Here is a 24,020-nt window from a genome sequence, read left to right on the forward strand (position 1 = left end):
ACCCGCGTCACTGTTTGTGAGAGGTTGCTCCGCATGACTGAATCTACAATTCCACATTATCCTCGTTTAGTGTTAGCCAAGGGGCGCGAAAAATCATTACTTCGCCGCCATCCATGGGTATTTTCCGGTGCTGTCGCACGTATGGAAGGTAAAGCCAACCTCGGTGAAACCGTTGATATTGTTGACCACCAGGGGAAATGGTTAGCGCGCAGTGCGTTCTCTCCGGCGTCGCAGATCCGTGCGCGCGTCTGGACCTTCGATAAGTCTGAATCCATCGACATTGATTTCTTTACCCGTCGTCTGCAGAAGGCGCAGACATGGCGTGACTGGCTGGCGAAAAAGGACGGTCTGGACAGCTACCGTCTGATCGCCGGAGAATCCGACGGCCTGCCAGGTGTCACTATTGACCGCTTCGGCAACTTCCTGGTATTGCAGTTGCTCAGCGCGGGTGCTGAATACCAACGCGCCGCGCTGATTAGTGCTCTGCAAATTGTTTTCCCGGACTGCGCTATTTATGACCGTAGCGATGTAGCCGTGCGTAAAAAAGAAGGTATGGCGCTGACCCAAGGGCCCGTCACGGGCGAACTGCCGCCTGCTCTGCTGCCTATCGAAGAGCACGGGATGAAGCTGCTGGTTGATATTCAGCACGGTCACAAAACCGGCTATTACCTCGATCAACGCGATAGCCGCCTGGCGACGCGTCGTTATGTGGAAAACCAGCGTGTCCTGAACTGTTTCTCCTATACCGGCGGCTTTGCGGTCTCAGCATTAATGGGCGGATGCCGTCAGGTGGTCAGCGTCGACACCTCTCAGGAAGCACTCGATATTGCCCGCCAGAACGTGGAACTGAACAAGCTGGATCTGAGTAAAGCCGAGTTCGTGCGAGATGATGTGTTCAAACTGCTGCGCGCCTATCGCGATCGCGGTGAGAAATTTGATGTCATCGTGATGGATCCGCCGAAATTTGTCGAAAACAAAAGCCAGTTGATGGGCGCCTGCCGCGGTTATAAGGACATCAATATGCTGGCTATTCAGTTGCTGAACCCAGGCGGCGTACTGCTAACATTTTCCTGCTCCGGGCTGATGACGACCGATTTATTTCAGAAAATCATCGCTGATGCCGCAATAGATGCTGGTCGTGATGTACAATTTATAGAGCAGTTCCGTCAGGCCGCCGATCATCCGGTGATCGCTACCTACCCGGAAGGGCTGTATCTGAAAGGGTTTGCCTGTCGCATCATGTAACTTGAAAAGTGGAATATTACCCTTACATAGAGGGTATCTATTTCCCGGGAGGTGACTATGATTGCCAGCAAATTCGGTATCGGCCAGCAGGTCCGCCATTCCCTGTTAGGTTACCTCGGAGTGGTCGTGGATATCGACCCGGAATATTCGCTTGATGAGCCGTCAGCCGATGAGTTGGCGGTTAACAGCGAACTTCGCGCCGCTCCCTGGTATCACGTGGTGATGGAAGACGATAATGGTCTGCCAGTGCATACGTATCTGGCCGAAGCGCAACTGAGTAGCGAGCTACAGGAAGAACATCCGGAGCAACCGTCAATGGATGAACTGGCGCGCACAATCCGTAAACAGCTTCAGGCTCCGCGCCTGCGTAATTGATACTAACACAGGCCCGATGGCGCTTCGCTTATCGGGCCTGTGCGTTTCATCCGGCGACAGTCAAACTTTACTTCGCCAGTCCCAGTCGCGGGATCTCAATCGCCGGGCAACGATCCATCACCACCGTCAGCCCCGCATCACGCGCCAGCACGGCCGCCTGCTCGTTAATTACGCCAAGCTGCATCCATAGCGTCTTCGCGCCAATGGCGATAGCCTCCTGAGCGACGCCCCACGCCGCTTCAGAATTACGGAAGACATCGACCATATCCACTTTCTCTGGCACATCCGCCAGCGTTGCATAGCCCTGCTGCCCCAGCAGCATTTTCCCGGCAACCTTCGGTGAAACGGGAATAACGTGATAGCCCTGGTCGAGTAAATACTTCATCACGCGATAGCTTGGGCGATCGGGTTTATCGCTTGCGCCAACCAGTGCAATCGTGCGGGTAGATGTCAAAATGCCAGCAATATCGGTCTCTTTCATCGTTTTCCTCCAGGCTGTTTAACAAAGTGTACGACAAACCTGGCCCCGCAACCATTCATCCCATACTGGCGTATGAGAGCTAAACTCAAAAATATGTCTATATGTTAGTAAACGTGATTATCGAAAAATTTAGATACATGTTTGCAGCTATTTTCTGGACAGGAGAAACCTATGAAAGCCGGCATTGTGACAGCCTTAATTGCCCTGTGTTTGCCGGTTACCGTTTTTGCTACCTCATTACGCCTGTCTAATGATATTGACCTTTTGGTACTGGACGGAAAAAAAGTCTCCAGCTCATTACTGCGTGGCGCCGACAGTATCGAGCTGGAAAATGGTCGCCACCAGCTCGTATTTCGCGTAGAAAAAACCATTCGCTTGTCCAGCCACGAAGAACGTCTGTATATTTCGCCTCCGCTGGTCATCAGCTTTGATACGCAACTCGTCAGCCAGGTTAATTTCCACCTCCCGCGTCTGAACAATGAGCGGGATACAGCGCATTTTGATGACGTTCCACGTGTGGAATTGCTGGATGGGGACTCCATGCCTATCCCCGTCAAGCTGGATATTCTGTCAATCACATCCACAGCGAAAATAGTGAATTATGAAATGGAAACTGAACGCTATAACAAAGCGGCTAAACATGCGTCATTACCGCAGTTTGCTACGATGATGGCCGATGACAGCTCGCTGCTTTCCGGGGTATCTGAACTGGATCGCGTGCCGCCTCAGTCGCAAACGCTAACCGAACAGCGCTTAAAATATTGGTACCAACAGGCAGACGCACAAACGCGAAGTAACTTTTTGCAATGGGCTCAGAAACAGCCTCCTTCATGACATTTATGTTCGCATACGCATTTTTTTTGTCTTTCTCTTGCAGCGTCAAGAGCTTCCAGTACTCTGTAACCAGGTTAACTTGGGAGCTGTACTATGGAATTAACAACTCGCACATTGCCAGCGCGTAAGCATATTGCGCTGGTTGCACACGATCACTGTAAAAAGATGTTGATGAGCTGGGTGGAACGCCACCAGCCGTTGCTGGAAAAGCACGTTCTGTACGCCACAGGAACAACGGGAAACTTAATCCAACGCGCAACGGGAATGGACGTCAACGCCATGCTGAGCGGTCCGATGGGGGGTGACCAGCAGGTGGGTGCGCTGATTTCAGAAGGGAAAATTGATGTGCTGATTTTCTTCTGGGATCCGCTGAACGCCGTACCTCACGATCCTGATGTCAAAGCCCTGCTGCGTCTGGCGACGGTATGGAACATTCCGGTTGCCACCAACGTGTCGACCGCCGATTTTATTATCCAGTCGCCAAACTTCAACGATGCAACGGACATCTTGATCCCAGATTACGCCCGCTATCTGGCAGAGCGCCTCAAATAAACGCAGGGCAGGCGGCAATTGCCGCCTGCTATTCAGGGTTTTCTTGCTACCGGAACATCCAGTTGTTTAAGCTCATCCACAAAGCACGACGGTGTTTCTTTATTAAACAGCAGCCATACCCGATGCCGTGCACGCGTTAGAGCCACATACAGCAAGCGTCTCTCTTCAGCATCCGGGAAATCCTCCACCGCCGGAAGCAACGCCTCTTCCATAATCGACTCGCGGGCCGGGGCGGGAAAACCGTCATTCCCATCATGAAGCCCCACAACAATAACGTAATCTGCCTGCTGTCCCTTACTGGCATGGATAGTCATGAAATCCAGCTGTAGCTTAGGCCAACGGGTGGCAGCTTTCTCCAGACTGGCAGGTTTCAGGTGATGGTATCGCGCCAGCACCAGAATTCTCTCTTCTGCCTTCACAAATCCCGACAGCTTATCCAGTAGCAGATCCAACTGGCTTTCATCGAGCAACGTGACGGCTTTTTTATCGCCTGCCATCAGACTGTTGAGCGGTTTCGTAAGCTGATGAGGGTTTTGCTGGATAAACTGGTTTGCGACTTCACCAATGCGGCTATTAAAACGGTAAGTCGTATCCAGATTACAACGGTCGCCCTCGCCGAAGTTTTGCTGGAATGCGGTGGTCAACGAAAGCTGTGCTCCGCTGAACCGGTAAATTGCCTGCCAGTCATCCCCTACGGCGAACAGTGTAGTCTGTGAGTTTTGCTTGCGCAGTGCGGCTAACAGGGCGGCACGCTGAGGAGAAATGTCCTGAAATTCGTCGACCAGAATGTGTTTCCACGGACTGATAAACCGGCCTTTTTCCAGAATGACAATGGCCTGATGAATCAACCCGGAAAAATCGACGGCATTCTCATCCTTCAGGGCGCCCTTCCAGGCCTTGAGCAGGGGAGACATCAGCTTAATGCGTTTACTGAACAGATCGCGAATCTCCTCCGGAGCATTGGCGATCATCTCAGCCTGCGCTCCGCCATGCATACGCATCAGGCTAACCCAACGATCCAGCCGGGAAGCCAGCCGGCGCTGTAATTTTTCGTCATCCCAGAAGTTACCTTCGGGTACAGACCACTGCATCTCTTCTTCTAACCATTGCCGCCAGCCTTTGGCCTGTGCCTTTTTCTCACTGCACTGTTGACGCCAGGTCGTGATAAAAAGTTTGCTACGCGCGGCAACATCATTTTCCAGCTTGCTAACCGTCGGGACTTTTTTGCTCCCCTGCGAAATAATGTGCAACGCCAGTGAATGAAACGTCCTCGCGGTGATCTCTTCCGTATGCAGACGTTCACGGATGCGATCGTCCATCTCCTGGGCCGCTTTGCGTCCAAACGCCAGCAGCAGGATTTGTTCGGCCGCCGCTTCCCCTCGCGCAAGTAGCCAGCCCGCACGGGCGACCAATACGGATGTTTTGCCGCTTCCGGCCCCCGCAAGAACCAGTAATGATTGTTCGCCGTTCACCACCGCCCGCGCCTGGGCCGGATTCAGCGGCGAGGACTCAATTTGCTGGAAAAAATCGGCATGTTCTTCCAGCATGGCATCGGTATACGCCTGGTTGTGCTGCAAGCGACAAGCTTCAATGTCCTTCAACCATGCCTGGCATTGACGTAACGCCTCACGGCAATTTTCAAATTCTTCCAGCCGGTTGATCGGGAGCGGCAATGCGGCAAAGGCGCGGCGGATCTGCTGCTGTAGCCCTGACGTCTGCTCGCGCGTCAGCCATTTATTCTCACTGGTGCGGGTGGCGATCGCCTCCAACTGCTGCTGTAAAACTCCCGCAGCGACGTCGCTCATTTCCTGACTCCACTGCTGCCAGAGCGAATTCAAATGGTGATGGAAGCGCTGGGTTTCTGCCCATTCAGTACCGTGAAGACGTACCACCTTATCATCCGGGAGCACAAACTCCAGCTCACCCCATACCAGGCCGCGTTTACAATGAATAGCCAGTAACTGATTGAAGGGAATAAGATACTCGTGACGATCGCCGGAAACCTTAATCCCGGCATTGAGAATAACGGCCCGATCGTAAGGGTGTTGTGCCAGACGTTTTCCAAGAGAAGTTGCTTTCAGTTCCATAAGACTCAAGCGGATCCACACGAAGAGGTTTGCTTATCAGTGTAACCGCCAGAGAAAACGTGCTCCAGCCCAAAAAAACGTTACAATTGCCGAATTCACAGAAAACCAGAGTTAACCGAGGGTTTATGCGTACTGTTCTGAATATTTTAAATTTTGTGCTCGGGGGATTCGCCACCACCTTAGCCTGGTTACTGGCTACGCTGGTCAGTATTGTGCTGATTTTTACTCTCCCCCTGACCCGCTCATGCTGGGAAATAACCCGACTCTCGCTGTTTCCCTACGGTAACGAAGCGATTCATGTCGATGAGCTTAATCCAGCGGGCAAAAACGTCCTGTTGAATACCGGAGGCACCGTGCTCAATATTTTCTGGCTGATTTTCTTCGGCTGGTGGTTGTGCCTGATGCACATTGTCTCCGGTATTGCCCAGTGCATTACGATTATTGGTATCCCGGTTGGCATTGCGAATTTCAAAATCGCGGCGATTGCACTGTGGCCGGTGGGTCGCCGGGTAGTGTCAGTTGAAGTTGCACGCGCAGCGCGTGAAGCCAACGCGCGTCGTCGCTTCGAATAATCAGGACCGATGGCCTTTATGTTAAGTCCTCTGCTCAAACGCTATACCTGGAACAGCACCTGGCTGTACTACGTGCGGATTTTTATCGCGCTTTGCGGCACAACAGCGCTGCCCTGGTGGCTGGGTGACGTTAAGCTGACCATCCCGCTCACGCTGGGTATGGTCGCAGCCGCGCTTACTGACCTGGACGATCGTCTTGCAGGTCGCCTGCGCAATTTGATCATCACGCTGGTGTGCTTTTTCATTGCCTCGGCCTCGGTCGAACTGCTCTTCCCATGGCCATGGCTGTTTGCCCTTGGGTTAACGCTCTCCACCAGCGGCTTTATACTGCTGGGGGGATTAGGGCAGCGCTATGCAACCATCGCCTTTGGCGCGTTACTGATCGCCATTTACACGATGCTCGGCACCTCGCTTTACGATCAGTGGTATCAGCAGCCAATCCTGCTGCTCGCGGGCGCCATTTGGTACAACCTGTTAACCCTGACCGGACATCTTCTGTTCCCTATTCGCCCGTTGCAGGACAATCTGGCGCGTAGCTATGAACAGTTAGCGCACTATCTGGAACTGAAATCGCGTCTTTTTGATCCCGACATAGAAGATGAAAGCCAGGCGCCGTTGTATGATCTAGCTCTTGCGAATGGGCAACTGATGGCGACTCTAAACCAGACAAAGGTGTCACTGCTGACCCGCCTGCGCGGCGACCGCGGACAGCGAGGAACACGTCGCACGCTACATTACTATTTTGTGGCGCAGGATATTCACGAACGCGCAAGCTCCTCGCATATTCAGTACCAAACGCTGCGCGACCATTTCCGCCACAGCGACGTCATGTTCCGCTTCCAGCGCCTGATGTCGATGCAGGGGCAAGCGTGTTCGCAACTGTCTCGCTGTATTTTATTACGCACGCCTTATCAGCACGATCCGCACTTTGAGCGCGTCTTCACCCATATTGATGCTGCACTTGAGCGCATGCGCGCGAGTGGTGAGCCTGCCGACCTGCTCAACACGTTGGGATTTTTGCTGTCAAACCTGCGGGCCATTGATGCCCAGTTGGCTACCATTGAGTCCGAACAGGCTCAGGTACTTTCGCGCAATGAGTCTGAAAATCAGCTTGCCGATGACAGCCCGCATGGGTTCAGTGATATCTGGTTGCGTCTGAGCCGTAATTTCACGCCTGAGTCCGCCCTGTTTCGTCATGCTGTTCGCATGTCGCTGGTGCTATGCGTCGGCTATGCCATTATCCAGATAACCGGAATGAACCACGGGTACTGGATCCTGTTGACCAGTCTGTTTGTCTGCCAGCCAAACTACAACGCCACCCGACATCGTCTGGCACTAAGGATTATCGGCACATTAGTCGGGATCGCCATTGGGTTACCGATCCTGTGGTTTGTACCTTCTCTCGAAGGGCAATTGATACTTCTGGTGATTACCGGCGTGTTGTTTTTTGCCTTTCGTAACGTCCAGTACGCGCATGCCACCATGTTTATCACGCTGCTGGTACTGCTGTGCTTTAACCTGCTCGGTGAAGGTTTTGAAGTTGCACTTCCGCGCGTCATCGATACGTTGATCGGCTGTGCCATCGCCTGGGCTGCTGTCAGCTTTATCTGGCCAGACTGGCGTTTTCGGAATCTGCCGCGAGTGATTGAACGGGCCACTGACGCTAACTGTCGTTATCTTGATGCTATTCTCGAACAATATCATCAGGGGCGTGATAATCGTCTGGCATACCGTATCGCCCGCCGTGACGCGCACAATCGTGATGCGGAACTTGCTTCGGTGGTGTCGAACATGTCGAGTGAACCGGATGTCACGGCCCAAACACGCGAAACGGCGTTCCGCTTGCTGTGTCTTAACCATACGTTTACCAGCTATATTTCCGCCCTCGGCGCACATCGCGAGCAGTTAACCAATCCTGACGTCCTGGCATTGCTGGATGATGCCGTCTGCTATGTAGATGATGCGCTTCACCATCAACCTGCTGATGAGCAGCGCGTATACCAGGCGCTGGAAGATCTGAAGCAGCGAATTCAGCATCTCGAGCCACGTCCGGACAGTAAAGAGCCGCTGGTCGTACAGCAAGTTGGGTTACTGATTGCCCTGCTCCCGGAGATTCGGCGATTACAGCAACAAATTGCTGTGCTGCCATCTAATACCCCGGTTCCGGCGTAAGAGAACTCACCCACTCCACCAGCTCCTGGCGACGCGTCGCCGGGAGCGCGGCTTCATGCACCCCGTCAACCGCTCCTTCAAGGGCATAGAGTATTTTTACCGTTAAGGCAGGGTTATTTTGCCGAAGTTTCAACCAGCACATCTGAGCTCCCAACGATCGCAATGTCCCCTCATCCTTAATTCCTGCTTCATTTAGCAAGGTCTCCAGATGAAACGTCATATTCGGTAATTCCCGCAGGCGATGTTGTGCAAAGCGACTCTGTTTTTCCTTAACGGCTGCATCGAGTGAAAATTGTGATAGCGACACTAACTGCTGCTGGTTCTGCCACAGGGTATCGTTCACCTGGTAATAATTGAGTACAACCGGACGCCCGCGCTTGATAAATGTTAGCCAGACAGGAGAATTTTTTACACAGTACTGGGCGCTCTGCTCACAGGCGCGAAGATATAACTCACCGCTGGCAACCATGGCAAAGACCGTATCACCAACCGTCAGACTATAGCCGCCAAACAGTGAGCGGTAGTGAATTGTTCCCAGAGAAGCCAGATATTCTTGTGATTTATAGATTCTTGCATAAGACTTTTCTTTCATAAAAATCCTTTTAAATCATAACGTAAGCAAATAATTTGCAGTAGCAGATCCGTTAATGACGAAAATAGGCAACTTATGCGTATGGGGCAAGATGAATTTTATTTTTCCCGTGATGATGACTAAAAATTGCGAACCTGTTTCCGAAAATAAGGTTGATCTTTATTGATGGCAGGGTTACTGTATATCCATACAGTAACTCACAGGGCTGGATTGATTATGTACACTTCAGGTTATGCAAATCGTTCTTCGTCGTTCTCTTCCGCATCGAGCAGCATTGCGCGCGTTTCAGCAGAGAACGCTACCGCTGGGCTTATCAGTGAAGTGGTCTATCGCGAGGACCAGCCCATGATGACGCAGCTCCTGCTGCTTCCCCTGCTGCAACAGTTAGGGCAACAATCACGCTGGCAGCTGTGGCTGACGCCTCAGCAAAAATTAAGCCGTGAGTGGGTGCAGTCGGCCGGGCTTCCATTGACCAAAGTCATGCAAATCAGCCAGCTCTCCCCCTGCAATACGCTAGAATCGATGGTTCGTGCGCTGCGCACGGGTAACTACAGCGTCGTCATCGGCTGGTTGACAGAAGAATTAACCGAAGATGAACATGCCGAGCTGGTAAAAGCGGCAGATGAAGGTAATGCGATGGGATTTATCATGCGTCCTGTTCGCGCTCAGTCACTTGCGGGGAGACAGCATTCCGGGCTAAAAATTCACTCGAATTTGTATCATTGAGTAAAATTAGGATTTATCCTGGAATTTTTTTTCATGCTTTAATTTGCCATTGAGCTGTAACGCGTTTTCCGGCTGAGGGCCTGTCTGAAGCGGTTTTCAGGAAATCTTCAGTACATTTATTCATCTATAAATGTTAAATATTGTGTATACAAGCCTTTTTTTTTCATATGCCTGACGGACTTCACACTTGTAAGTTTTCAACTACGTTGTAGACTTTACATCGCCAGGGGTGCTCGGCATAAGCCGCAGATATCGGTAGAGTAACTATTGAACTGGTCCCCGGGTGAAGGATTTAACCGTGTTATCTCTCTTCGGAGATATTCATGGCGAATTTTGGATGATAACGAGGCGCAAAAAATGAAAAAGACAGCTATCGCAATTGCAGTGGCACTGGCTGGTTTCGCTACCGTGGCGCAGGCCGCTCCGAAAGATAACACCTGGTACACTGGTGCTAAACTGGGCTGGTCTCAGTACCATGATATTGGTAACAACCAGATCAACAACGCTGGTCCTACCCACGAAAGCCAACTGGGTGCTGGTGCGTTCGGTGGTTATCAGGTTAACCCGTACGTTGGTTTTGAAATGGGTTACGACTGGTTAGGTCGTATGCCGTACAAAGGCTACACCGACGCTACCCATCAAAACGGCGCTTTCAAAGCTCAGGGCGTTCAGCTGACCGCTAAACTGGGTTACCCAATCACTGACGATCTGGACGTTTATACCCGTCTGGGTGGTATGGTTTGGCGTGCAGACGCTAAAAACAACGAAGGCTTCAAAGACCACGACACTGGTGTTTCCCCAGTATTCGCTGGTGGCGTAGAGTATGCAATTACTCCTGAAATCGCTACCCGTCTGGAATACCAGTGGACCAACAACATCGGTGACGCGAACACCGTTGGCGGTCGTCCGGATAACGGTCTGTTGAGCGTTGGTGTTTCCTACCGTTTCGGTCAGCAGGAAGAAGCAGCTCCAGTAGTTGTTGCTCCGGCTCCGGCTCCAGAAGTACAGACCAAACACTTCACTCTGAAGTCTGACGTTCTGTTCAACTTCAACAAAGCAACTCTGAAACCAGAAGGCCAGCAGGCTCTGGATCAGATGTACAGCCAGCTGAGCAACCTGGATCCGAAAGACGGTTCCGTAGTGGTTCTGGGCTTCACTGACCGCATCGGTTCTGACGCTTACAACCAGGGTCTGTCCGAGAAACGTGCTCAGTCCGTTGTTGATTACCTGATCTCTAAAGGTATTCCTTCTGACAAAATCTCTGCACGTGGCATGGGCGAATCCAACCCGGTTACTGGCAACACCTGTGACAACGTGAAAGCTCGCGCTGCACTGATCGACTGCCTGGCTCCGGATCGTCGTGTTGAGATCGAAGTTAAAGGTATCAAAGACGTTGTAACTCAGCCTCAGGCTTAAGTTATCGTCTTATAAAAAAACCCCGCTTTGCGGGGTTTTTTTTTCACTTTTTATCAATCAAAGCACGCCTGTACACAACACATTTAGCCATTCTGTGGTTATTCTTTTCCCAGCAGCGCCTGTAAATCCTGCTTCAATGTCGACATTTTATTCGCGTACTTCTCTTTATGCTCTGCGTCTTCAATCAGTTGCACAATGGTTTCAGAAAGCGTTTTGCCGCGCCGCTGCGCAAGCCCCGCTAAGCGCTGCCAGACCATAAATTCCAGATCGATAGATTTCTTTCGCGTATGCTGATGCTCCGCGTTAAAGTGCCGCTTACGCCTCGCCCGTATGGTTTGTTTCATACGATTTAGCAGCGCAGAGTTCATGTGTTCTTCAATCCAGGTATTGACCCGAACCGGTTCATTTTCGAGGGTTAGCAACAAATCAACGGCTTCTTCGGCAGCGCTGGCCTCTACGTAACGGGTGATTAATTCCCCCTCACGATGCTTCTTCACCAGATACTTCCATTTCCAGCCGCTTTCAAGGTTTTCAAGTTGTTGATATTTCATTGCGATCTCAATGTTACCGTGTAACTCTTATCAGAATATCAGCTTTTTCGGCATCTGAAGAAAAGAATATCCAGCCTGTGAACTGTCGCGCGTCATCGCATTCGTTTCACAGCGCTTTCCACGTGTGCAGTGATGATGGTTACGGTATAATCTCGTTTTTTACAACAGACTAAAAAACATCAACTTTGACCATTACGAAACTTGCATGGCGTGATCTGGTTCCTGACACCGATAGTTATCAGGAAGTATTTGCACAGCCGCACGTCACTGACGACACCGATACCTTACTTAGTGATACTCAGCCACGTTTACAATTTGCGCTGGAGCAGCTTCTTCAGCACTGGACGACGTCTTCGTTCATGCTGGTAAAAGCACCGGAAGAGCTTGAGTACATCAACCTTATTGCACAGGCCGCGCGGCCTCTGCACTCGGATGCCGGAAGTCTCACCGGAGGTCATTATGATATCTCCGGTCACACTATCCGCTATCGTACAGCTGAGACAGCAGAAGACAATTTTGCGACATTAACCCAGGTAGTCTGCGCTGACTGGGTTGAAGCCGAACAACTGTTTGGCTGTCTGCGTCAGTTCAACGGCGAAATTACCCTACAGCCAGGCCTTGTGCATCAGGCCAACGGTGGTGTGCTGGTTATTTCGTTGCGCACGCTACTGGCCCAACCGCTGCTGTGGATGCGCCTGAAAGCCATTGTCAGCCACGAGCGTTTTGACTGGGTAGCTTTTGATGAGTCTCGCCCGCTGCCCGTCTCCGTTCCACCTATGCCGCTTAAACTCAAAGTGGTATTAGTCGGTGAACGTGAATCACTGGCAGACTTCCAGGACATGGAGCCGGAGCTGGCTGAGCAGGCTATTTATAGCGAGTTTGAAGATAATCTGCAGATAGTGGATGCCGAAACCATGACGCAGTGGTGTCAGTGGGTAACACATACCGCTACGCGCAACAATTTGCCCTACCCGGCCCCTGATGCCTGGCAAGTGCTGATCCGTGAAGCCGTTCGTTATACCGGCGAACAGGATACATTGCCGCTTAACCCGCTGTGGATCACCCGACAGTTCAAAGAAGTGGCCCCGTTATGCGAGGGCGAAACCTGCAACGCTGAGCAGTTCAGCCTGATGCTGACCCAGCGTGAATGGCGGGAAGGTTTCCTCGCCGAACGAATGCAGGATGAGATCCTGCAGGAACAGATCCTGATCGAGACGGAAGGCGAGCGTATTGGCCAAATCAACGCCCTGTCGGTGATTGAATTTCCTGGTCACCCCCGCGCGTTTGGTGAGCCTTCTCGTATCAGCTGTGTGGTTCATATTGGCGACGGCGAATTTACGGATATTGAGCGCAAAGCCGAGCTTGGCGGAAATATTCATGCGAAGGGTATGATGATTATGCAGGCGTTCCTGATGTCGGAACTCCAGCTTGAACAGCAAATCCCCTTCTCTGCCTCGCTGACCTTTGAGCAATCCTACAGCGAAGTGGACGGCGACAGCGCGTCCATGGCAGAACTTTGCGCATTGATTAGCGCCCTCGCCGACGTTCCTGTTAATCAAAGCATCGCCATTACCGGTTCTGTCGATCAGTTTGGTCGGGCACAACCTGTTGGTGGTTTGAACGAGAAAATTGAAGGCTTCTTCGCCATCTGTCAGCAGCGTGAGCTGACAGGCACACAGGGCGTTATCATTCCTTCAGCGAATGTCAGACACCTGAGCCTGCAGCCCGCTCTGCTACAGGCCGTAGAAGAAGAAAAATTCACTATCTGGGCGGTGGACGACGTGACCGATGCGCTGCCACTGTTATTAAATCTGGTGTGGGATGGTGAAGGCCAGACAACGCTGATGCAAACTATCCAGGAGCGTATTGCTACGGCAACGCAGCAGGAAGGTCGTCATCGTTTTCCCTGGCCGCTACGTTGGCTGAACTGGATTATTCCGAACTGATCGGACTTGTTCAGCGTACACGTGTTAGCTATCCTGCGTGCTTCAATAAAATAAGGCTTACAGAGAACATGGTAGATAAACGCGAATCCTATACAAAAGAAGACCTTCTTGCCTCTGGTCGCGGTGAGCTGTTTGGCGCAAAAGGGCCACAACTGCCTGCACCAAGCATGCTGATGATGGACCGTGTCATCAAGATGACCGAAACCGGCGGCAACTTTGACAAAGGTTATGTTGAAGCTGAACTGGATATCAACCCGGACCTGTGGTTCTTCGGATGCCACTTTATCGGCGATCCGGTGATGCCGGGCTGCCTGGGTCTGGATGCCATGTGGCAGCTGGTTGGATTCTATCTCGGCTGGCTGGGCGGCGAAGGTAAAGGCCGCGCGCTGGGCGTAGGCGAAGTTAAATTCACCGGCCAGGTTCTGCCGACTGCGAAGAAAGTGACTTACCGCATTCACTTCAAACGCATCGTTAATCGTCGCCTGATCATGGGCCTGGCTGATGGTGAAGTGCTGGTTGATGGTCGTCTGATCTATACCGCAAACGATCTGAAAGTGGGTCTGTTCCAGGACACTTCCGCGTTCTAATCCCGGTCAGCGTAGCAGCCAGACATTAACGTTTATTCGTCTTGTCTGGTGGGCAAAAAGGCGAAACCTCCGCTCTGCGGAGGTTTCTTTTATCTAAAGAGACAGAATCAGGCCATTAAAACCCTATCCCCCATGGCTTCTCGCCAGCCTCCCAGCCAGTATGACCTCTGATTCAGCGTCTGATAGGGACACATTTCTTTTGAGCGTCCGGCAATGCCGGCCTGATATCCACGTTGATGTGCCCGTTCCAGGCGATCTCGTTTTTGTCTCTTCATGCCTCGTTTCCCTCATCTTTGGGTCTGGTGGAAAAGAAAACAGTGATTACTAAGTGTGCAATCACACTAAAACGAATACCCCTAAACATCAGGCTCGTCAATGCGCAAAATTCACGCCAGTGTCATATTTGTGAGCTACCCGCAAAATCATTTGTACAAAAATAGTCTGTCAGAACAGCTATCTCCACAGCTAAAAAAATAAAAAAAACCGCCCCGGGCAATGAACCAGGGGCGGCATAATTTACAATTATTTAAGCTTAAGGGATGCGTTTCAGCTCTTGAGCCATTGCCGTCGCTTCCTGGCTCCAGGCGTTGGCCAGAACCTTCACCATCTCATCATAGCCGTCTTTAGTCTGTACAGCTTCGATGTGGAATGGACGCTTGATCAACTGCCCCTGGTGATTCAGCAGCCATTCACCGCTCACGATGACCTTACCATCGTACCGACCGTGGAAGCCGGTCACGGTAACGTTCAACGTGTCCTGAGTGCTTCCCAGCGGCTGCGAAGCGACAACCCAGCCAGGCAACTGCATACTGAGGTTCGTAACCAGGGTATTGCGCAATTGCTGATCTAATGGGCTGGCCCAGAGATTATTATTCGCTATCACATATTGCACATCGCTGGTCTGGTAAACCACCCCATTACCCGCCAGATAGTCCGGGACCGCAATCTGTTCAACCCACAGCAGACGGTTACCCTGGTTAGCTGAGCTCTGTACGCCCCCTTGCGCGATAGGAAGCTGGTAATAGCTTTTATTTTCTCCGCTGGAGCTGCATGACGTCAACCAGACCGCCATCATCGCCACTAGCCACTTTTTCATTGTTTCGCCCTCTTCGGCTCTGGATCTTTTTTGTCCTTCGCTTCAAATACCAGCGCATTGCTCTTATCGTTCAACGTTTTCAGTACCGGTTGCAGTTCTCGCAGTACCTGATCAAGACGCTGCATATCCGCCACCATCTTGTTGTAGGCGGCGGACCCCGGCTGGAAGCCCTGCATACTACGGTTCAGTTCGCGCAGCGTGTTCTGCATATCCGCCGGAAGATCCTGCATCGACTGACTGGACGTGATCTTATTCATGTTGTCCAGCGTGGTTTGCAGATGCTTCATCGTACGCTGGCTTTCCGACAACGTATTGGTCGCCTGCTCAATCATCGGGTTCAACGGCAGATTGTTAATCTTATCCAGCGCTTCCATCAGTCGCTGCTGGATCTGCGCCAGACCACCGCTCACGGTCGGAATAATTTGATAACCGTTAAATTCGCGTACACCGGTAATCGGCGGTTCTTTCGGGTAGAAGTCGAGATCGACATACAGAGCGCCAGTCACCAGGTTCCCGGTTTTCAGCGATGCCCGTAAGCCGCGTTTAAGCAATTCTGCCAGATGAGCGCCAACATCAGTATCTTCTCCCAGCTGTGCCTTCAGACGTTCTGGTTCGATACGTACCAGCACCGGAATGCGGTAATCATTGTTGAAGACCTGACGCATATTCGGTGAGAAGAACGGTACTTTGCTTACCGTACCCAAACGGATGCCACGGAATTCCAGTGGCGCGCCAGGCTGCAGGCCACGAATTGAATCTTTAAAGAACATCAGGTAATCAATATGATCGGTATACAGTGAATCCTGAATACTTTTTTGGTCGTCATAAAGATTAAACGCAGACTGTTGTGCGACCGGTTCGCCTTGTTCCAACCCTTCTGGCACATCAAAACTTACGCCACCGCCAAACAGCGTGGAGAGAGATCCCATTTCCACGCGCATACCTGCCGAAGTAAGATCCACGGCGATCCCACTGTCCTTCCAGAAACGCACATTGCTGGTCACCAGACGATCGTTAGGCGCATTGATAAATAGCTGATAGCTAATCGTACGCTTTTGCGCATCAAATGTGCTGGTTTCAACCGAACCTACACGATAACCACGGAACAGAACCGGGTCGCCCGGGCTCAGCTGACCGGCTTTTTTGCTGTCCAGAATCACACGGATCCCTTTCGCATCTGGCGGCGCCAGCGGCGGTGAATCCAGCAGTTGGTAATTTTCCAGCTTGCTGCCTTTATTGCCTGGCTGCAGTTCAATATAAGCCCCGGACAATAGCGTGCCGAGCCCACTGATACCTTCACGTCCAACCTGCGGCTTCACCACCCAAAAGACAGAATCTTTATGCAGCAGCTTTTCCATTCCGGAGTTAAGACGAGCTTTAATTTCCACATGAGTCAAATCATCAGTCAGGGTTGCGCTCTCGACGATGCCGACATCCACGCTGCGGCTCTTAATCGTCGTTTTGCCCCCTTCAATACCTTCGGCATTGGTGGTAATCAGCGTGACTTGTGGCCCCTGATGACTGTAGTGATAAAACAGGACCCACGCGCCAATGAGGGCAGTGACTATAGGGAATATCCACACGGGCGACCAGTTTTTTACCTTTTGCACTTTGGCTTCCCCACTTTTAGATTCCATGCTGTCAGGACTCCTCATGATCTGGTTCACGGTCCCACGACAGACGGGGATCAAATGTCATCGCAGAAAACATTGTCATAATGACGACTAAAGCAAACATCAAAGCACCCATTGCAGGATAAATGTTCATTAACCCTCCCATGCGCACCAGCGCAGAGAGTACGGCAATTACAAAAACGTCGATCATTGACCAGCGACCGACAAATTCTACAACCTCGTAAATTAAATGCATTCGTTCACTGTCGCGTTTGCCGTGCCCTTTGGCATCCCAACACAGCCAGGCAATGGCGATCATCTTCAACGTCGGCACCATAATACTGGCGATAAAGATAACCGCAGCCACCGGGTAAGAACCTTCGCTCCAGATTAAAACCACGCCCTCGAGTATCGTTGAAGGCAGCTTTGACCCGAGCAGATCGGTGATCATGATCGGCAGAATATTGGCAGGAAGATAAAGCATGATCGACGTAAACAGTAATGCCAATGTCCATTGCAGACTGTTTTTACGTCGCACATAACCTTTCGTCTGACAGCGTGGGCATACCAGCTCGTCTGCCGGAAGAATAGCGGTGCAGCAGGAACAGGAACGCAACCCTTGTCGGATGCCGGGCACACCAGGCTTTAATTCCTGCTTAATGGCTGGCATAGGGGCAATATCATCCCACAGCCAACGGCGATCCACACACTGAAAAGCCCGCAACTGGAGCATACAAAACATGCACCACGGGATGAAGCTGCTGCCCACACCGATATCGCCGTAGGCCATCAGCTTAACAAAGCTCACCAGCACGCCCGCGAGGAAAATTTCTGCCATTCCCCAGCTTTTTAACTGAAACAAAATACGCGCCAGCCATGTTTTAAGCCGCTCAGGCATATGAACCCGATTCACCAACAGCAAAATGGTCAACAAGCAAAAAGCGGGAACCAACTGAACGAATAAGATAAAGAAGGTACCGAGGCTGGCGTAATCTTCCGAAAAGAGAACGCTGGGGATTTGCAGCAGCGTCACTTCGCTGCTCACCCCCGCAACATTCATATTCACAAAGGGAAAGAGGTTTGACAAAAGCAGCATAAATAATGCTGCTAACACATAGGCGGTAGGACGCTGCCGTGGCGCGTCCCACTCAACCGTTAACGTAGTGCCACATCGTGGACATGCCGCTTTCTGACCATGCTCAAGGCGAGGTAACGCCACCAGCATGTCACACTGCGAGCACAGAATATGCTTCGCGGCATGGTGATGTTCGCACATATGTGCTCCTTTAAATTATGCGCCGTTCTTCAAAGACTCAAGATACTCCCAGCGCTCAAAGGCTTGCTCAAGTTCTTGTTCAGCTTCGTTCAGATTAGCTAATACCTGTTGCGTTTGCTCATGCGGCTGACTGAAAAAAGCGGCGTCAGCTACCTGAGCTTGTAATGCTTCCAGTTTAGCTTCCAGTTCTTCAAGCAGCGCGGGGAGCAGCTCCAGTTCGCGCTGCAGTTTATAGCTTAGTTTGCTCGTGCTGCGTTTGACAATTTCTGCTTTAGGAGCAACGGTTTCCTCTGTTTTTTTCGCAACTGGCTGTTTAAACGCCACATACTGCGATTGCTGGCTGCGCGCATCATGATAACCGCCGACATAACGACCAATCTTACCGCCGCCTTCGAAGATCCAGCATTCGGTTACGGTATTATCCACAAACTGACGGTCGTGGCTCACCAACAGCACGGTGCCCTGGTAGCTATCAATCAGCTCTTCAAGCAGTTCCAGCGTTTCGACGTCCAGATCGTTCGTTGGTTCATCGAGAATCAAAAGATTACTGGGTTTGAGAAAAAGACGCGCCAGCAGTAGGCGATTGCGTTCCCCACCAGAGAGCGCACGTACTGGCGTCATCGCCCGTTTCGGATGGAACAGGAAATCCTGGAGATAGCCCAGCACATGGCGAGGTTTACCGTTAACCAGCACCTCTTGCTTACCCTCAGCAAGGTTGTCCATCACGGTTTTATCCGGATCCAGTTCGGCGCGGTGCTGATCGAAATACGCCACTTCCAGCTTCGTGCCGACGTGAATGCGTCCGCTGTCAGCCTGAAGCTGACCTAACATCAGCTTCAGCAGCGTTGTTTTACCGCAGCCGTTAGGTCCAATTAGCGCAATCTTGTCGCTACGTTGCACCTGCGCGGAGAAATCTTTTACCAGTTGCTTTCCATCAACCTGGTAATCAACATTCTCCATTTCGAAGACAATCTTGCCAGAACGGCTCGCCTCTTCGACCTGCATCTTCGCCGTGCCCATCACTTCGCGACGTTCGCCACGCTCGCGACGCATGGCTTTCAGTGCCCGCACGCGGCCTTCATTACGGGTACGACGCGCTTTGATGCCCTGACGGATCCAGACTTCTTCCTGAGCCAGCTTGCGATCAAATTCCGCGTTTTGGAGATCTTCCACCCGCAGCGCTTCTTCTTTATCCAGCAGATACTGATCGTAGTTCCCCGGATAGGTCACCAGCTTGCCGCGGTCGAGATCGACAATACGCGTCGCCATATTGCGAATAAATGAACGGTCGTGGGAAATGAAAATAATTGTCCCATTGAAGGATTTCAGGAACCCTTCCAGCCAGTCGATAGTTTCAATATCCAGGTGGTTAGTTGGTTCATCCAGCAGCAGTACGCGCGGGTTGCTCACTAACGCGCGGCCCAGCGCCGCCTTACGCAGCCAGCCGCCCGAAAGCGAAGAAAGCGCGGCGTTAGGATCCAGTCCCAGTTGCGCCAGCACTTCATTAATGCGGCTTTCGAGCTGCCACAGATTGTGGTGATCGAGCATTTCCTGAACCCGCGCCATTTCATTCAGGTTTCTGTCGCTGGGATCGGTCATCACCAGGCGCGAAATATCGTGATAACGCTTCAGATATTCAGCCTGTTCCTCAATACCTTCGGCAACGAAGTCATAGACGCTGCCCTCAACATTACGCGGCGGATCCTGCTGCAGACGCGCCACAACCAGGTCCTGCTCATAAATAATACGCCCGTCGTCAAGACCCTGTTCACGGTTGAGGATCTTCATCAGCGTCGACTTACCTGCGCCATTACGGCCAACCAGACAGACGCGTTCGTTATCTTCGATATGCAGTTCTGCATTATCAAGAAGCGGCGCATCGCTGAACGACAGCCATGCACCATGCATACTGATCAATGACATTTATTTATCCTTTCAGGCTGCGGTAATCAGCCAGCAATTGTGGATCTGGCGGTTACGGGCAAAATCCTGGGAAAGCGTTTTTTGGGTGATTTCTTGTGCTTTTAATCCCAGTTCAGCCAGACCGTCGAGATCCATACGGAACCCACGCTTGTTGTTGGAGAACATGATCGTGCCGTCTTTACGCAGCAGACGTTTCAGATCTTTCATCAGCGCCAGATGATCGCGCTGTACATCAAAAGAGTCTTCCATACGTTTTGAGTTAGAGAACGTCGGCGGATCGATGAAAATCAGATCAAACTGTTCATTGGCATCGCGCAGCCAGCCCAGGCAATCGGCCTGAATTAAACGGTGAGCGCGACCACTCAGGCCGTTCAGGCGCAGGTTACGCTCAGCCCACTCCAGGTAGGTACGCGACATATCAACCGTCGTGGTGCTACGCGCACCGCCCAGCCCAGCATGAACGCTGGCACTGCCGGTGTAGGAGAACAGGTTAAGGAAATCCTTACCTTTACTCATCTGGCCCAGCATGCGGCGCGCAATACGGTGATCGAGGAACAAACCGGTATCAAGATAGTCTGTCAGGTTGACCCACAGGCGCGCGTTGTACTCGCTTACCTCAATGAATTCACCCTTCTCATTCATCTTCTGATACTGGTTCTTCCCTTTCTGCCGCTCACGGGTTTTCAGCACCAGTTTATTTGGCGCGATTTCCAGGACCGACAGCGTTGCGGCAATGATATCGAACAAGCGTTGACGTGCTTTTTGTGCATCGACCGTCTTCGGCGGAGCATATTCCTGAACCACGACCCACTCACCGTAACGGTCCACTGCAACGTTGTATTCCGGCAGGTCAGCATCATACAGGCGATAGCATTCAATTCCTTCCTGACGCGCCCATTTTTCCAGCTTCTTGATATTCTTGCGCAGGCGGTTGGCATAATCTTCCGCGACCGTGGCTGGCTTGCTGTCCGCAGTGGTCTCTGCAACGTGATAGTTTTTCTGTACGCAATCCAGCGGACCGTTTTTCGCTTTGAACTGCTTATCAGCACGCAATTGCAGGCTGCTGAGCAAATCCGGAGAGGCGCTGAACAGCGACAAATTCCAGCCGCCAAACTGGTTTTTCATCGTACGGCCCAGCAAGCTATGCAGGGCAATCAGCGCCGGTTCGCTATCCAGACGTTCGCCGTAGGGCGGGTTACTGATCACCGTACCATACGGTCCCTTCGGCAGTGGATTACTCAGTTTGGCGACATCTTTAACGTCAAATGTCATCAGATCGGCAATACCTGCGCGACGGGCGTTACTACGCGCTTTTTCAATCACGCGCGCATCGTTGTCGGAGCCATAGAAGTGCGAAGTATAGTCAGCAAGCCCCTTACGCGCACGCACCTGAGCTTCGGCTTTAACCTCTTGCCAGACGGCTTCATCGTGCTGTGCCCAACCGCTAAAGCCCCAGTACCCGCGGTGCAGGCCCGGCGCGCGATCGGTTGCCCACATCGCCGCTTCAATCAGCAGCGTGCCGGAGCCGCACATCGGATCGAGTAACGGTGTGCCCGGCTGCCAGCCAGAACGCATAACAATAGCGGCGGCCAGCGTCTCTTTAATCGGCGCCTGACCCGCGCGATCGCGATAACCGCGCTGATGCAAACCGTCACCGCTCAGATCGAGCGCAATGCTGGCGGTATCTTTGTTCAACCAGACATTGATTCGCAGATCCGGAGATTCACGATCCACATTCGGACGCGGCAGATTTTTGCGGGTAAAGGCATCGACAATCGCATCCTTGACCTTCAACGCGCCGTACTGGCTGTTACGAATGGTCTCGTTCAGGCCGCTAAAATGGACGGCAAACGTAGCACCAGAATTAAATATCTCTGTCCAGTCGATTGCCTGAACGCCGAGGTACAGATCAAGATCGCTGTAGACCTTGCACTCTCCCATCGGCAGGATAATGCGCGAGGCCAGGCGGCTCCACATCAGGCTCTGGTAAACAAGCCGCGTGTCGCCCTTAAAATGGACCCCACCCTGAACGACCTGACACTCCAGCGCGCCGAGGTTTTCCAGTTCAGTTTTTAACAGCTCTTCCAGCCCGCGGGCCGTACTGGCAAACAGAGAATTCATAATGTCACTTTTACTCCTAGAAAATTGCTGCGCATTATAGCTAATATGGGCTGTATGTCATAAAGTTGAAGGCTTATTTTCGTTCAAGGGGCTGTGCAGTGGTAACGTTGACCCGACTTTTTATTCATCCGGTTAAATCAATGCGTGGAATTGGACTCACGCACGCCCTGGCAGACGTGAGCGGTCTCGCCTTGGATCGTATATTTATGATTACCGAACCCGACGGGACGTTCATTACCGCCCGACAGTTCCCGCAAATGGTCCGCTTTACCCCTTCCCCTTTCCACGATGGACTTCATCTCACGGCTCCAGACGGCAGCAGCGCGCTCGTGCGATTCGCAGACTTCGCCACCCAGGATGCGCCGACTGAAGTGTGGGGAAACCATTTTACCGCGCGTATTGCGCCAGCGGCTATCAACCTGTGGCTGAGCGGCTTTTTCTCCCGTGACGTGCAGTTGCGCTGGGTGGGTCCGCAACTGACACGCCGGGTGAAGCGCCACGCTGATGTTCCTTTGTCCTTTGCCGATGGTTATCCCTACCTGCTGGCCAACGAAGCATCTCTGCGCGATGTGCAACATCGCTGTCCGGCAAGCGTCAAAATGGAACAGTTTCGCCCCAATCTGGTGGTTTCGGGGGCTGATGCCTGGGCAGAAGACACCTGGAAAGTGATTCGCATTGGCGACGTCATTTTTGATGTGGCAAAACCCTGTAGCCGCTGCATTTTCACTACCGTTAGCCCAGAAAAAGGCCAGAAACATCCGTCTGGCGAGCCGCTCGCCACGCTGCAAACCTTCCGGACAGCGGTGGATAACGGCGACGTTGATTTCGGCCAGAATCTTATCGCACGCAACAGTGGCGTTATTCGCGTCGGCGATGAGGTAGAGATTTTGGCAACCGGTCCCGCCAGAGCTTACGGTGCGGCGGAGCCAGATGATACCGCACTGGAACAACAACCCGATGCCACGGTACTTATTGACTGGCAGGGACAGACCTTTCGCGGAAATAATCAGCAGGTATTGCTTGAACAGCTGGAAAACCAGGGTATCAGGGTGCCCTATTCATGCCGGGCAGGAATTTGCGGATGCTGTCGAATTCGACTGTTGGAAGGCGAAGTTAGTCCGCTGAAAAAATCAGCGATTGGGGATGACGGGACGATTCTGTGCTGCAGTTGCGTTCCCAAAACGACAATCAGGCTGGAGAGTTAAACCGCCTGTTCAAGGCTGAAACTGTCGGCAATAACCTGCGGTTTCAGTCGGTCATTCATTATTTTAATCGCGTCGCCAAGTTGCATTGTTCGCCCGGCAATAACCACACCAGGTTGTGCAAGCAGACAAAGCGCGGCATTTTCACCCGGTTCAACCACTAACAGGTTTACCTGTTCATCCGTATCGCTTAAATCCACACAAGCAGCATCCCCCACGACTGGCGACCAGTTAATACCGTGTGCGACAAAGTGCCAGCTTTTTGGCATTTGCGGTTTAAGGTAACGAATCGCCACCAGCGCATTAAGCACCAGTTCCGCCTTTTGCTCTTTGGCTAAATCCAGGTAGCGACATTTTTCTTCAAAGGAAAAATAAAGCGCGGCGTCATCAACACAAAAACCCGACGGAGAAAATGCATCTGGAGTGAGCATTTTACGAGCAAAACGCGAACGGAATAACATGCCATTGGCCAAATCGAGCATCATACGATCGTGCTCTTCATCATAATACCAGCGCCAGTTATCGTCGGGTTTAATTCGCATCAGTTTCTCTCCTTTCCTTAATCATCACCATTACGACAGTATCCTTTTGCCGCTTCGTTTATTGCCTTAATAATAAAAGCTCAGAATGTTTAAATAAGCAACAGTAAAGGA

22 protein-coding genes are annotated in these 24,020 nt (G+C 51.9%); 11 read left to right on the top strand and 11 right to left on the bottom strand.

All coding sequences use genetic code 11. The features are described 5' to 3' along the window. The first annotated feature begins 33 nt into the window (after positions 1-33). Both rlmI and hspQ read left to right on the top strand, forming a co-directional pair. On the top strand, positions 34-1,245 hold the full coding sequence (gene rlmI / locus HV314_RS16395) for a 23S rRNA (cytosine(1962)-C(5))-methyltransferase RlmI (protein ID WP_181546181.1): 1,212 nt from the start codon (positions 34-36) through the stop codon (positions 1,243-1,245). 57 nt (positions 1,246-1,302) lie between these two features. Then, on the top strand, positions 1,303-1,620 hold the full coding sequence (hspQ, locus tag HV314_RS16400; protein ID WP_016152490.1) for a heat shock protein HspQ: 318 nt from the start codon (positions 1,303-1,305) through the stop codon (positions 1,618-1,620). 67 nt (positions 1,621-1,687) lie between these two features. Here the strand turns inward: hspQ and HV314_RS16405 are convergent, their stop codons facing one another. Continuing rightward, a complete protein-coding gene (locus HV314_RS16405) occupies positions 1,688-2,101 on the bottom strand; it encodes a CoA-binding protein (RefSeq protein WP_016152489.1) in 414 nt (137 codons plus the stop codon). A 171-nt stretch (positions 2,102-2,272) separates the two neighbouring features. On the opposite strand from HV314_RS16405, the gene csgI reads away from it, so the two are divergent. Beyond that, positions 2,273-2,935 (top strand): curli synthesis inhibitor, encoded by a 663-nt coding sequence (gene csgI, locus HV314_RS16410; protein WP_019076417.1) that lies wholly within the window; start codon positions 2,273-2,275, stop codon positions 2,933-2,935. A gap of 93 nt (positions 2,936-3,028) precedes the next feature. After that, on the top strand, positions 3,029-3,487 hold the full coding sequence (gene mgsA, locus HV314_RS16415) for a methylglyoxal synthase (protein WP_016152487.1): 459 nt from the start codon (positions 3,029-3,031) through the stop codon (positions 3,485-3,487). 32 nt (positions 3,488-3,519) lie between these two features. Here mgsA and helD read toward each other — a convergent pair whose 3' ends face one another. Then, on the bottom strand, positions 3,520-5,574 hold the full coding sequence (gene helD / locus HV314_RS16420) for a DNA helicase IV (RefSeq protein ID WP_047359367.1): 2,055 nt from the start codon (positions 5,572-5,574) through the stop codon (positions 3,520-3,522). A gap of 125 nt (positions 5,575-5,699) precedes the next feature. On the opposite strand from helD, the gene HV314_RS16425 reads away from it, so the two are divergent. Both HV314_RS16425 and yccS read left to right on the top strand, forming a co-directional pair. Continuing rightward, positions 5,700-6,146 (top strand): YccF domain-containing protein, encoded by a 447-nt coding sequence (locus tag HV314_RS16425; RefSeq protein WP_016152485.1) that lies wholly within the window; start codon positions 5,700-5,702, stop codon positions 6,144-6,146. An 18-nt stretch (positions 6,147-6,164) separates the two neighbouring features. Further along, complete coding sequence (gene yccS / locus HV314_RS16430; protein WP_016152484.1) at positions 6,165-8,318, top strand: YccS family putative transporter; 2,154 nt, start codon at positions 6,165-6,167, stop codon at positions 8,316-8,318. Here yccS and HV314_RS16435 read toward each other — a convergent pair. After that, positions 8,296-8,910 carry a TfoX/Sxy family DNA transformation protein gene (locus HV314_RS16435; protein ID WP_016152483.1) on the bottom strand — a complete coding sequence of 205 codons (615 nt, stop codon included), beginning with the start codon at positions 8,908-8,910 and terminating at the stop codon, positions 8,296-8,298. The two genes, yccS and HV314_RS16435, sit on opposite strands and share 23 nt — an antisense overlap. Positions 8,911-9,126: 216 nt before the next feature. Here HV314_RS16435 and sulA point away from each other — a divergent pair, with 216 nt between their 5' ends. Both sulA and ompA read left to right on the top strand, forming a co-directional pair. Next, positions 9,127-9,636 carry an SOS-induced cell division inhibitor SulA gene (gene sulA / locus HV314_RS16440; RefSeq protein ID WP_019076414.1) on the top strand — a complete coding sequence of 170 codons (510 nt, stop codon included), beginning with the start codon at positions 9,127-9,129 and terminating at the stop codon, positions 9,634-9,636. Positions 9,637-9,993: 357 nt separating this feature from the next. Then, a complete protein-coding gene (gene ompA / locus HV314_RS16445; RefSeq protein ID WP_065554532.1) occupies positions 9,994-11,052 on the top strand; it encodes a porin OmpA in 1,059 nt (352 codons plus the stop codon). A gap of 98 nt (positions 11,053-11,150) precedes the next feature. On the opposite strand, the gene matP is transcribed toward ompA, so the two are convergent. After that, positions 11,151-11,603: a macrodomain Ter protein MatP gene (matP, locus tag HV314_RS16450; protein WP_016152480.1), complete on the bottom strand. Its 453-nt coding sequence runs from the start codon at positions 11,601-11,603 to the stop codon at positions 11,151-11,153. Between the two features lie 185 nt (positions 11,604-11,788). Between matP and HV314_RS16455 the strand changes: the two genes are divergently transcribed. Together HV314_RS16455 and fabA are read left to right on the top strand one after the other, a co-directional pair. Next, positions 11,789-13,549 carry an AAA family ATPase gene (locus HV314_RS16455; RefSeq protein ID WP_016156136.1) on the top strand — a complete coding sequence of 587 codons (1,761 nt, stop codon included), beginning with the start codon at positions 11,789-11,791 and terminating at the stop codon, positions 13,547-13,549. A 68-nt stretch (positions 13,550-13,617) separates the two neighbouring features. Next, positions 13,618-14,136, top strand: coding sequence for a bifunctional 3-hydroxydecanoyl-ACP dehydratase/trans-2-decenoyl-ACP isomerase (gene fabA, locus HV314_RS16460; protein ID WP_003035875.1), 519 nt, complete (start codon positions 13,618-13,620; stop codon positions 14,134-14,136). Positions 14,137-14,243: 107 nt separating this feature from the next. On the opposite strand, the gene rmf is transcribed toward fabA, so the two are convergent. The 6 genes from rmf to rlmKL all read right to left on the bottom strand — a co-directional run bounded on the left by rmf (position 14,244) and on the right by rlmKL (position 22,165). Further along, complete coding sequence (gene rmf, locus HV314_RS16465; RefSeq protein WP_003035871.1) at positions 14,244-14,411, bottom strand: ribosome modulation factor; 168 nt, start codon at positions 14,409-14,411, stop codon at positions 14,244-14,246. A gap of 257 nt (positions 14,412-14,668) precedes the next feature. Further along, positions 14,669-15,232, bottom strand: coding sequence for a membrane integrity-associated transporter subunit PqiC (gene pqiC, locus HV314_RS16470; RefSeq protein ID WP_016152478.1), 564 nt, complete (start codon positions 15,230-15,232; stop codon positions 14,669-14,671). Next, entirely contained in the window at positions 15,229-16,869 is a 1,641-nt protein-coding gene (gene pqiB, locus HV314_RS16475; RefSeq protein WP_003836843.1) for an intermembrane transport protein PqiB, read from the bottom strand. Before pqiB ends, pqiC begins: the two co-directional genes overlap by 4 nt. A 4-nt stretch (positions 16,870-16,873) precedes the next feature. Continuing rightward, positions 16,874-18,121, bottom strand: coding sequence for a membrane integrity-associated transporter subunit PqiA (gene pqiA / locus HV314_RS16480; RefSeq protein WP_016152477.1), 1,248 nt, complete (start codon positions 18,119-18,121; stop codon positions 16,874-16,876). A 15-nt stretch (positions 18,122-18,136) separates the two neighbouring features. Further along, a complete protein-coding gene (locus HV314_RS16485; RefSeq protein WP_016152476.1) occupies positions 18,137-20,044 on the bottom strand; it encodes an ABC transporter ATP-binding protein in 1,908 nt (635 codons plus the stop codon). 12 nt (positions 20,045-20,056) lie between these two features. After that, the gene (gene rlmKL, locus HV314_RS16490; protein WP_181546183.1) at positions 20,057-22,165 is read right to left on the bottom strand and encodes a bifunctional 23S rRNA (guanine(2069)-N(7))-methyltransferase RlmK/23S rRNA (guanine(2445)-N(2))-methyltransferase RlmL; all 2,109 of its coding nucleotides are present in this window, start codon (positions 22,163-22,165) and stop codon (positions 20,057-20,059) included. 98 nt (positions 22,166-22,263) lie between these two features. On the opposite strand from rlmKL, the gene HV314_RS16495 reads away from it, so the two are divergent. After that, on the top strand, positions 22,264-23,370 hold the full coding sequence (locus tag HV314_RS16495; protein ID WP_181546185.1) for a YcbX family protein: 1,107 nt from the start codon (positions 22,264-22,266) through the stop codon (positions 23,368-23,370). Here HV314_RS16495 and zapC read toward each other — a convergent pair. Then, complete coding sequence (zapC, locus tag HV314_RS16500) at positions 23,367-23,909, bottom strand: cell division protein ZapC (protein ID WP_016152473.1); 543 nt, start codon at positions 23,907-23,909, stop codon at positions 23,367-23,369. The two genes, HV314_RS16495 and zapC, sit on opposite strands and share 4 nt — an antisense overlap. Between the last annotated feature and the right edge of the window lie 111 nt (positions 23,910-24,020).

Origin of the sequence: Citrobacter sp. RHBSTW-00887, from assembly GCF_013728095.1 — a bacterium.
GTDB lineage: Bacteria > Pseudomonadota > Gammaproteobacteria > Enterobacterales > Enterobacteriaceae > Citrobacter > Citrobacter braakii.